We start from the raw sequence: 10,648 nt of genomic DNA on the forward strand, positions 1-10,648 counted from the left end.
AGATTTAATAAAAACGATCATTCCCGCATTATGCCCCATTTATTTGGGGTAGGTACTCGCTATAACGTCATTGCGACGACGAAGGAGGAAGCAATCTTTTCCGAAACTGACTGCTTGACTTGACACCAGACTTTAGATTTTTGCTAAAGCCTGCTCAATATCAGCAATCAAATCGGCTGCTCCTTCAATACCAACCGACAAACGCATCATGGTTGGACGAATGCCTGCTGCAATGCGCTCTTCTTCGGGGAATTCAACATAGATGGTTGAATACGGGTGAATAATCAGTGATTTGTTATCATTCAGGTTCGTTGCCCGTCGAATAATCTCCAGTTGATTCATAAAGCTGAAACAAGCCTCCTGCGATTCCAAATCAAAGGTCATTACCGTTCCCGGTTTACCTGAGAATTGTTTTACGGCCAGCTCGTATCCCCGTGTTCCTTTCAAGCCCGGATAGCTAACTTTCTTCACCTTCGGATGCTTTTGAAAAAATTCGCCCAAAGCCATGCAGTTATTATAACATCGCTCTACCCGAAGCTCCAGCATGTCGAGTCCCATAATTTGGTAATGCGCCGTATGGGCCGTCATCGATGCACCAGTATTTCGGTAATAGTTCTTCCGCAGTTTGGCAATAAAGGCATCTTTGCCAAATTTAGCTGCGAAGGTTGCTGTATTCGGGTTCTTCGACCAATCATACAAACCATTCTCGAGAATCACTCCCCCAAAAGAAGTAGCCCCACCTGAGATGAATTTCGTAGTCGACATCACCTCTACATGAACACCTAGTTTTTTCGAGTTCAACACAACCGGCGGTGTAATGGTACTATCGATTACCACAACAAGATTGTGTTTGTTGGCCACAGTCACCAATGCCTCAATATCGGCGATCTCCAACTGCGGATTAGTGACCGTTTCGAAATAAATTAGACGAGTATTGTGATCAATCAAAGCTTCAACAGCCTCTATTTTTGTTGTATCCACAAAGCGCGTTTCCAACCCGTAGTTGGTTAAGCTCTCACTGAACAAGGCAAAGGTATGCCCGAACAACTGATTGCCAGCGATGATATTATCGCCCGTTTTGCAAAGCGATAAAATGGTATTGGTAATTGCCGCCATACCGGAAGCAACTGCTAACGCCTGGTGAGCACCGGTAAGGGTCTTCATCTTTCGTTCGAAATATTCCAGGGTTGGGTTACTGGTGCGGGAATATACATGCGCAGGCAATTCGCCTCTAAAGTTAGCCGCAATATCCTCCGAGGATGCAAAGTCGAAAGCAACGGACTCATAAATAGGCATATCCAGTGCCCGATGCGGATCATCTTTCGGAAAAGGAATATTCAGCGATCGGGTCGTAAAACTTTTTTCCATTCTTCAATTTTGTTTTTTATAGGTCATTCAAAGCAGCAACTGGAATTGCTGCCCGCTAAAATAACAGCTTTCACCCCAATTGGTTTTTAAATTATCATTCCCTATCCAATATTGAAGGAAATAAAATCAGAAAAGCAAACATAAATTTGTTAACAGCGGACACAAAATCACCAGTCGTTCCTGAAATTCGCAGCAATCTTTTTATATTTGATTTTCGACCCAAAAGCTATGAAACGACTATTCTTCCTATTCATATTGCTAGGATCAATGTTGCTGGCACAGGCACAAGCTCCAACACTGAAAATCGGTTTGCTGAAATACAGCGGTGGTGGCGACTGGTATGGCGACCCCACGGCCCTACCCAACCTGATGCGCTTTTGCAACGCGAATTTGCATACGAACTTTGCTGCTGATCCGGCAAATGTAGAACCGGGAAGTATGGATTTATTCAACTATCCTATGGTTCATTTAACCGGCCATGGCAATGTGATCTTTTCACCTGAAGAATGTCGCAATCTGAAACTCTATTTTGAAGCAGGAGGGTTCCTGCATATCGACGATAACTACGGCCTCGATCCTTATATCCGGCGCGAGATGAAAAAAATCTTCCCGGACCAGGAGTTTGTAGAGCTGCCCGCCAGTCACCCGATCTTTCACCAGCATTTTGATTTCCCGGATGGCTTGCCCAAGATTCATGAGCACAATGGCAAGCGTCCACAGGCATTCGGTCTGTTCATTGATGGCCGCTTAGTTTGTTTGTACACTTACGAATCAGATATCAGTGATGGATGGGAAGATCCGGCAGTACATGGCGACCCTGCTCCTATTCGGGAAAAAGCTTTGGAGATGGGTGCCAATATCGTATCGTATGTATTCAGCAATTAAAATGAAACGACTATGAAAATCTTAGGCATAAACGGCAGTCCTCGCCGCAATGGGAACACCAAACTTTTGATTGAAACTGCTTTAAAACCGATGCAGGATGCCGGCTTTGAAACGGAATTTTTCCAACTGGGCGGTAAGCCGGTTCACGGATGTACAGCCTGTGGAAAATGCCGGGAAATAAAAGATCAAAAGTGCCACATTAAAAATGATGTAATCAATGAATGTATTGCGAAGATGATTGAGGCTGATGCCATCATCCTAGGCTCTCCTGTTTATTTTGCCGATGTAACTACCGAGATGAAAGCGCTGATTGATGTTGCCGGTTACGTGACCCGTGGCAACGGACATCTGCTCAAACGGAAAGTTGGTGCAGGAGTCATCTCCGTACGCCGCGGAGGACAGTTGCATACTTTCGACACGATGAACAACTTTTTTCTGATTAACCAGATGATTGTTCCCGGCTCGTCGTACTGGAACTTTGCCTATGGTAAAAATCCCGGCGATGTCGTGAATGATGAAGAAGGCATGCAAACGATTCAAACCCTGGGTGAAAATATGAGCTGGCTTTTACAAAAACTAGCCGACTAAAACCGTCCAAACAACAAAAGCCATGACCGAACAAAGTAAAACGCTATTTCTACTAAAAAACTTTGGGAGGGCATTAATTTATGCCTTGGTTATTGGAGTGGCTTATTATCTGTTTAAGCAGTATATCGTAACTGAAAATCAGGAAGTATGGCTGAATAAATTCTATAGCAATACTCCGCTAATCTATCTTATTTATATTTGGTCAGAGGTATTCTTTGGTTTGTTTCCTCCCGAATTTTTCATGCTTTGGGCTTACCACAAAGGTGATGTTCTTCATTACGTCCTCAATCTCACCTTCTTTGCAGGAATTTCCTACGCAGCAGGATACCTGGCCTTTTTTATTGGTCGGTTCCTGCGCAGAACTGTTATCTTTCGATATATGAGCCGGAAGTTTTTCAAGAAATACTGGCCCATGTTCCGCAAATTCGGATCTGCTTTAATTATCGCAGCAGCATTAACACCACTTCCCTGGGCATTAATCAGTATGCTGGTTGGCTCCACTGAATACCCCTTGAAACGCTTTACCTACTTCGCCCTTTTCCGTATTCTCCGCTTTGCTATTTACGGCTTTATTATTTTCCAAACCCACCAATTTTAAACCGGACAATACCTTCTGTTGTTATTTCTTCGGGAGCTGAAGAAGGGTCTGTAATGGCATTGTCTTTCACCCAAAATTTCCTTTTGCTCCAAAGTAAAACAGAAGGCATTGAAACAATTTACTCCTTCCTATTAATAACTCTATTTTCATTTCAAACGATGACACAAACAAAGCCGGGAAAAACAGAAACAACAACATTGGCCGGAGGATGCTTTTGGTGTACCGAAGCAATTTTTAATGAATTGAAAGGTGTAATCTCTGTTACATCAGGTTATTCAGGCGGCGAGGTTGTTAATCCGTCTTATCGCGAAGTTTGCACCGGCCGCACTGGTCATGCAGAAGTTGTAGAAATTGAATTTGATCCATCCCTCACCAGCTTCTCCGAAATTCTGGAAGTATTTTTTGCAACCCACGATCCGACAACGCTAAACAAACAGGGAGCAGATGTTGGCACGCAGTACCGATCCGCCATTTTCTACCATAGCGAGAAACAAAAGGTGATTGCTGAAGCCATCATCAAACAATTGAATGATGAAAATATTTTCGGAGCACCGGTAGTTACCGAAGTTACCAGGTGGAAGAACTTCTTTAAAGCCGAAGACTATCACCAAAATTATTTAGCCAATAACCCCGGGCAAGGTTATTGCCAGTTTGTGGTTATCCCCAAGCTGGAGAAATTTCGCAAAATATTTAAAGACCGGTTGAAGAGCTAGGTCAAATAAGGTGAAATGCCATCTTTGCAGTGATTTCATTGCCTGCTTACCGGGGAATGAATTTATTATTTCTTCAACAGGTCTTCAACATCGGATAAATGTCCATCGGTTTTCGCAGCTTTCAGATTCAGGATCTTAGCAAACATGGAATACAGATCAACATTGGGGAAACTTGCTGACTTGTAGCCATTTTTAAAGGCAGGACCAACACCATAAAAAATAGCATGCATATCTGAATTGGCAGGGTTGTATCCGTGCGTACCACCATCAATGAAATTCGTATTTTTCCAATACAAGGCATAAGCACTATCAGCCACGCACACATAATCCAGAATACGATTGCTTTCAGTATAATGAAGCGAGGCAGGCATGGTCTCTTTCGAATACACCTCCATATGCGGAATGCTCGATAAAACATTCCACACCGTATCGGCATACTGGTCAAAGGGTTTCAGCATAACCACCGGATTGCCACCACGAATACTTTCAACCCAGTCGTCGCGCAGATATTGTGCCAGCGCAATACTTTTATCCTTGCGAATCTGTCCCATCCCGTGATCACTCAAAAAGACCAGGTTAATGGAATCAGCATTGGGTAGCTCGTTTATTTTGTGGCAAAAAACACCGATCAAACTATCCAGGTGTTCCACTTCATCTTTCGTTTTAGCTGCAAACGGACCATTTAAATGGCCGGTATAATCGGGTTCATCCAGATACCACATAATAAGATGCGGACGGCTTTCCTCCGGCATTTGCAACCAGCTTATAACCGAATCAATCCGACTTTCGTAACTTATCGACTCGTCATATTTTTTCCATATGGAAGGATAAACTCCCTGTATGGCCGCTTCGGAACCAGGCCAAAAATAACAAGCGGATCGCAGGTTCTGTTTTTCAGCTGTCACCCAAATCGGTTCTCCCAGGTAAAATTTGGCATTTTGCACCGCCGTCCGATCACTCAGCTTGTAATCACCAATCCTGGGATCGGTAAATGTATTCAGCACAATGCCGTGATGCTCGGGATAAAGCCCGGTTGCAATGGTATAATGGTTCGGAAATGTTTTGCTTGGAAACGACGGGATTAACGATTGGGCCTTTACGCCTACCCGTGCTATTGAATCAAGATTCGGTGTATGATACATTTGGGGATAGTCCCATCGAAAACCATCCAGCGATAACACAACCAGGTACGGAGCATTCTCTTTCGACTTTTCTTTTACCGGAGTATGACAAGCAGAAAAAAGCCAGCCTACAAAAACTGCAATAACAACAAATTTTCTCTTCACAACAATGTCTGTTTTAACTAAAACCTTCCCGTTTGGAAGGGTGAAGCTAAGCAATTAAAATCAGACTAAAGTTAATTTGGGATTAAACAAGAATTCATACTGTAAAATTAACTTTCAAGCTTTCCTGAAAAACTTCGTAGCTGGTCATAAAACTGATATTTGATGGCATTTCGGGCTCATGATACCGAATTTGATCCCCACTGACAACAATCGTTTTAGACTGAAAGATCTGCCCGAGTTCAGTCAAATAATATTCGAGTTGATCCCGGTCTATTGCAGTAATAAAAGAAGTTACAACCGAGCTGATCTTACCATTCATTTGTTCCGCTAAAACCCTTAAATCTTCAAGCGGCACATTAGGCCCCAGGTAAATTGTCGGGTAACCAGCTGAAGTAGCCAGGTAGCTGCAAAACAACAAACCGAGTTCGTGCCACTCGTTTTCAGGCAAGAAGAAAAGCACGGCTTTCAAATTATTGTCCGTTTTCAGTTGTGCTGTTTCCAGAATAAACCGCTGCCGGACCAGGTTGGAAATTAAATGCTCCTGTGCCGGGAATACACTCCCGATTTGCCAGTAAATGCCAATCTTTCGGAATAACGGGAAGATCAGATCAGTCACTAACTTAACAAAATCCATTTTTTGCTGAAGCTCATCGAGCAAGGCTTCGAATTTAAGACTATCGAAATTCAGGATGTGAATAATCAGCTGATCCATTAAATGATCCATAGAGCTACTTTGCTGATTCAACAGCAACACCTCTTCGTGAATACGCTGTTCTCCGTATGCTGCCACCTTTGAGATTTTATGTCCGCGCTTAACCAGGGCCGCAACATTTAACAGCAGCTTCAGCTCCTCATCGCTGTAGAAGCGAATATTCGTGCTGGTACGTTCAGGCACCAAAAAGCCATACCGTTTTTCCCAAATACGGATCGTATGAGCCTTAATGCCCGAAAGCGTTTCTAAATCTTTAATGGTGTAATAATTCATAAATCACCCTAAATAACAGGCATGCCAACATATTGTTTTAGTAAAAGTTGATAACGGTATCAGCAAAATATTGGCGCAATTAGCGACTAAGCTGTATATTCGGAAGTAATTTCACTTCACCTTTGAAGAGGACCAAAACATAAACGCATGAAATTTGCTGATTCTTCATTCCTATTTGCATTAGCATTGGTAATCATCCCGATACTGATTCATTTTCTGCATTTCAAACGCTACAAAACGGTCTACTTCAGCCAGGTTAACTTTTTGAAAACGCTGTTGAACGAATCAAGAAAGAAGAATAACCTGAAGCAGTTTACCATGCTGCTTTGCCGGATCTTTACAATTGCTGCTGTGGTTTTTGCTTTTGCACAGCCGTACATTCCGTTGAACTCGAATGCGCAACTTAGCAGTACAAATACAGTCGGAATTTATATCGACAATTCCTTTTCGATGAACAGCCAGGGCGAAAACGGCACACTGCTGGAAGCAGCTAAAGCCAAGGCCATCGATTTAGCCAAAAGCTTTTCGCCGGGTACCAATTTCCTGCTTCTGACCAATGATGCCAATCCGAATCAACGTTTAAGTTTAAACAGAGAGCAACTGTTCACCCAGATCGGACAAATCCAAAGTAGTGCCTCGGCAATGGAGAGTAGCAAAGCAGTGCGAGTCCTTCAAAATGAAATTGAAGTTCAGTATCCGAAAGCAATGCCGCAACTATACCTGCTTTCCGACTTCCAGAAAAAATTTTCGGATTTGGACCAACTTGAGCCGAAAGATCATTCGCAGATTTATTTATTGCCCTTCGTCCAACCTCAGGTCAATAACTTGCTGATCGATACCTGCTGGCTGGACTTTCCCGGGCGTTTAAGCAACCAAATCGAAAAGCTGACAGTTCGCATTACCAATCAATCGGACAAAGCATACAATAATGTGCCACTGCGGTTATTTGTGAATGACTCACTAAAAGCATTGACAGCCATCAACCTGAAAGCCGGAGAAAGCATTGAAAAAGAACTGTCATATCAGAATGGGAAAGAAGGAATTCAGAATTGCCGGGTAGAGCTAAACGACTATCCCATTACCTATGATAATTCATTCTACTTTAGCTACGAAGTTGCCGGCCAAATAAACACGCTGGTTATTTCACAACAAGGCGAAAAAGCAAGCCAATGGCTCAATCTGTTATTCGACGGCAGCGAGCAAATTAAATTGGACCAGATGTCTTACGACCGACTTCAACTAAGTCGGGTTGCAGCTTACCAGTGTATTTATTTGTTGAACCTTCCCGCCCTGCCGGAAGGATTGCAAAATACCTTAGTCAACTTTATTGATAATGGCGGAAGCCTGGTTATCTTCCCCGGCGAAGAAATTGACCTGAATTCGTACAACCGTTTCTTTAATCGTCTCCAGGTGGCCCACTTTGGTGTCATCAACAATACGAAGCTTAAAGTTGACCATCTGAATTTGCAAAACCATTTATTCCGGGAAGTTTTTACCCGCCAGTACGACCGATTGAACCTGCCGGAAATCCGTAAGTCATATCGCACTCAGCTCCCCGTCCAAAGCATGTCTAATGCCATTCTGACAAACAATGACGGAAGTGTGGCACTGCGCGAATTCAATTTAGAAAAGGGGCAATTATATCAATTCAATTTCCCACTAACGGCTGATGCAACTAACTTTTTCCAGCACCCGCTGTTTGTGCCGGTAATTTACAATATGGCCTTGCACAGCTATTTCCCGCAAACCATTCAATACCGGGTTGAAAACAATACCAGCCTAAGCTTACACCTCCACCACAAGCAACTCACTGCTGATCCGGTTTACTTGCAGGATTATGCCGGCAAACTAAATGTACAGCTAACAGCACCAAACGGCAATGGTGACCAACTTCGCTTTAATCCGGACGAATTTGTTCATGTAGCAGGCTTTTATCGCATTACACAGGACGGTAAAACAATTGCCCCCCTGGCCTTCAACTATAACCGCGATGAGTCGGATATGAATTTCTACAGTATGGATGAATTAAACCAATTGGCCGGACAAAAAGGCTCCTTCCAGGTTTACAATACTGAAACACCGGATTGGTTGGGCCAGTACGATGCCAAAGCCAACCTTATCGAACTTTGGAAATACTTTTTACTGCTGGGTTTGTTCTTTGCTGTTGCAGAATTGTTAATCATCCGTTTCTGGAAATAACAAACAGTAAATTCTTCTTTATTATAAGATTTTTTAAGAGAACACCAATAAGATTATTCAGTATAGAAGCCTATTATTGAACAGGCTAATTGGCTTTGCCGTGACTGAAAAATTCACTAATTCTGTAATTAATCTCTTAAACAATTTTGCTATGGGTAAAAATAATGTCCAATACTTCATGGAGCGCGAAGATCAGTTTGGAGCGCACAATTATCATCCGCTTCCCGTTGTGCTGGAGCGTGGCGAAGGTGTATTTGTCTGGGATGTTGAAGGGAAAAAATACTACGATTTCCTGGCAGCCTATTCAGCCGTTAACCAAGGGCACTGCCATCCCAAAATTGTAAATGCCCTGATTGAGCAATCGCGTAAACTGGCACTTACTTCCCGTGCCTATTACAACAATGTGTTAGGCGAATGGGAAGAATATGCCACCAAGCTGTTTGGCTACGACAAAATGCTTCCTATGAATTCAGGAGCCGAAGCCGACGAAACGGCGCTGAAACTTACCCGCAAATGGGCATACAAAGTGAAGGGCATCCCGAAGAACGAAGCCAGGATTGTGGTGTGCAACGGAAACTTCCACGGGCGTACGATCACCATCATCTCCATGTCGTCGGATCCGGATGCTTATAATGATTACGGGCCCTATACACCGGGCTTCATTAACATTCCCTACAATGATATTGAAGCCTTAGACGAAGCATTGAGTGATCCGAATGTGGCCGGTTTTCTGGTCGAACCGATACAAGCCGAAGCCGGTGTTTACCTTCCGGAGGATGGCTACCTGAAAACGGCTGCCGAGCTTTGCAAAAAGTACCAGGTGCTGTTTATTGCCGATGAAGTGCAAACCGGCCTGGCACGAACCGGCAAAATGCTGGCTTGCGACCATGAGGACGTCCGCCCCGACATTTTGATATTGGGGAAAGCAATGTCGGGTGGTATGTACCCGGTTTCATGTGTTCTGGCCGATGATGAGATCATGCTCACCATCAAACCGGGAGAACACGGCTCCACCTACGGCGGAAATCCCATTGCAGCTAAAGTTGCTGTTACGGCACTGGAAGTAATACAGGAAGAAAAACTGGCTGAAAACGCAACCCGTATGGGCGAGCTGTTCCGTCGTGAAATGAAAGCTGTAAAATCCGACTTTATCGAGCAAGTGAGGGGAAAAGGTTTGCTGAATGCAATTGTGATTAAACCGACAAATGGTAAAACAGCCTGGGATGTTTGCCTGGCCATGAAAGCAAACGGGATCCTGGCCAAACCAACGCACGAGCATATTATTCGTTTCACACCGCCGTTAGTTATTACCGAAGAACAAATGCGCGATGCGATTGAGCGGATCAAAAAAACCTTTGCCGAAATAGCGGATTAATCCGGAACAGCAATAAATAAGCTACGCCAAATGCGGAAGCACTAAACTGTCATGGTTTGAAGCCGCGCCAATTGGGGAGATGAAAATCTGCAATCGATTTAATCCACGCTGATTGGGGAAGCGAAAAACAGCCACTGCTTAAGCCCGCGCCAATTGGGAAAGTCAAAATCCGTCACGGTTTGAAGCCGCGCCAATTGGAGAGATGAAAATCTGCAATCGGTTTAATCCACGCTGATTGCGGAAGCGAAAAACAGCCACTGTTTAAGCCCGCGCCAATTGGGGAAGTCAAAATCCGTCGCGGGTTGAAGCCGCGCTCGTTGTGGAGATGAAAAACAGCTGCGGATTAAATCCGCGCTGATTGCGGAAGCATCAAACCGGATCTTCCAAAGCGTACTACAAAAAACCTTCATGATTACGGGGAATCACCAACAGGAATGAAAGTGGAGAAAAACACGAGAAGGCAGTTGAAGACAATCGAATGAAAATGGAAACTTGCTCGAAGCGATTTCGGCCTACTTTTTATCGAGGGTAGGAAGCGAACCGGAAGCTTAGTGAAGCCGGGAAGCTCCGACGACAGAAGGAGATCACCCGGCTGAACTTAGCTTTCAGGAGCTGATACCTGAAGATAAAAATCAGCCTTGACTTTTTTTG

9 protein-coding genes are annotated in these 10,648 nt (G+C 43.9%); 6 read left to right on the forward strand and 3 right to left on the reverse strand.

Annotated elements, in window-relative coordinates; translation table 11 throughout:
* Positions 1-132 precede the first annotated feature (132 nt).
* Entirely contained in the window at positions 133-1,368 is a 1,236-nt protein-coding gene (locus AC37HE_RS13285; RefSeq protein WP_500783335.1) for an aminotransferase class I/II-fold pyridoxal phosphate-dependent enzyme, read from the reverse strand.
* A gap of 228 nt (positions 1,369-1,596) precedes the next feature.
* Between AC37HE_RS13285 and AC37HE_RS13290 the strand changes: the two genes are divergently transcribed.
* The 4 genes from AC37HE_RS13290 to msrA all read left to right on the forward strand — a co-directional run bounded on the left by AC37HE_RS13290 (position 1,597) and on the right by msrA (position 4,152).
* Positions 1,597-2,253 (forward strand): DUF4159 domain-containing protein, encoded by a 657-nt coding sequence (locus tag AC37HE_RS13290; RefSeq protein WP_500783336.1) that lies wholly within the window; start codon positions 1,597-1,599, stop codon positions 2,251-2,253.
* Positions 2,254-2,265: 12 nt separating this feature from the next.
* Positions 2,266-2,841: a flavodoxin family protein gene (locus AC37HE_RS13295; RefSeq protein WP_500783337.1), complete on the forward strand. Its 576-nt coding sequence runs from the start codon at positions 2,266-2,268 to the stop codon at positions 2,839-2,841.
* A gap of 22 nt (positions 2,842-2,863) precedes the next feature.
* Positions 2,864-3,439 (forward strand): hypothetical protein, encoded by a 576-nt coding sequence (locus AC37HE_RS13300; protein ID WP_500783338.1) that lies wholly within the window; start codon positions 2,864-2,866, stop codon positions 3,437-3,439.
* A 158-nt stretch (positions 3,440-3,597) separates the two neighbouring features.
* Positions 3,598-4,152 (forward strand): peptide-methionine (S)-S-oxide reductase MsrA, encoded by a 555-nt coding sequence (msrA, locus tag AC37HE_RS13305; protein WP_500783339.1) that lies wholly within the window; start codon positions 3,598-3,600, stop codon positions 4,150-4,152.
* Between the two features lie 65 nt (positions 4,153-4,217).
* Here msrA and AC37HE_RS13310 read toward each other — a convergent pair whose 3' ends face one another.
* On the reverse strand, positions 4,218-5,438 hold the full coding sequence (locus tag AC37HE_RS13310) for an alkaline phosphatase family protein (RefSeq protein ID WP_500783340.1): 1,221 nt from the start codon (positions 5,436-5,438) through the stop codon (positions 4,218-4,220).
* 94 nt (positions 5,439-5,532) lie between these two features.
* Positions 5,533-6,423 carry a MerR family transcriptional regulator gene (locus AC37HE_RS13315; protein WP_500783341.1) on the reverse strand — a complete coding sequence of 297 codons (891 nt, stop codon included), beginning with the start codon at positions 6,421-6,423 and terminating at the stop codon, positions 5,533-5,535.
* A 147-nt stretch (positions 6,424-6,570) separates the two neighbouring features.
* Here AC37HE_RS13315 and AC37HE_RS13320 point away from each other — a divergent pair, with 147 nt between their 5' ends.
* Positions 6,571-8,622, forward strand: a complete 2,052-nt coding sequence (locus AC37HE_RS13320) for a vWA domain-containing protein (RefSeq protein ID WP_500783342.1) — start codon at positions 6,571-6,573, stop codon at positions 8,620-8,622.
* A 151-nt stretch (positions 8,623-8,773) separates the two neighbouring features.
* On the forward strand, positions 8,774-9,997 hold the full coding sequence (gene rocD / locus AC37HE_RS13325) for an ornithine--oxo-acid transaminase (RefSeq protein WP_500783343.1): 1,224 nt from the start codon (positions 8,774-8,776) through the stop codon (positions 9,995-9,997).
* Positions 9,998-10,648 lie beyond the last annotated feature (651 nt).

It is taken from the genome of Mangrovibacterium sp., from assembly GCF_059905295.1.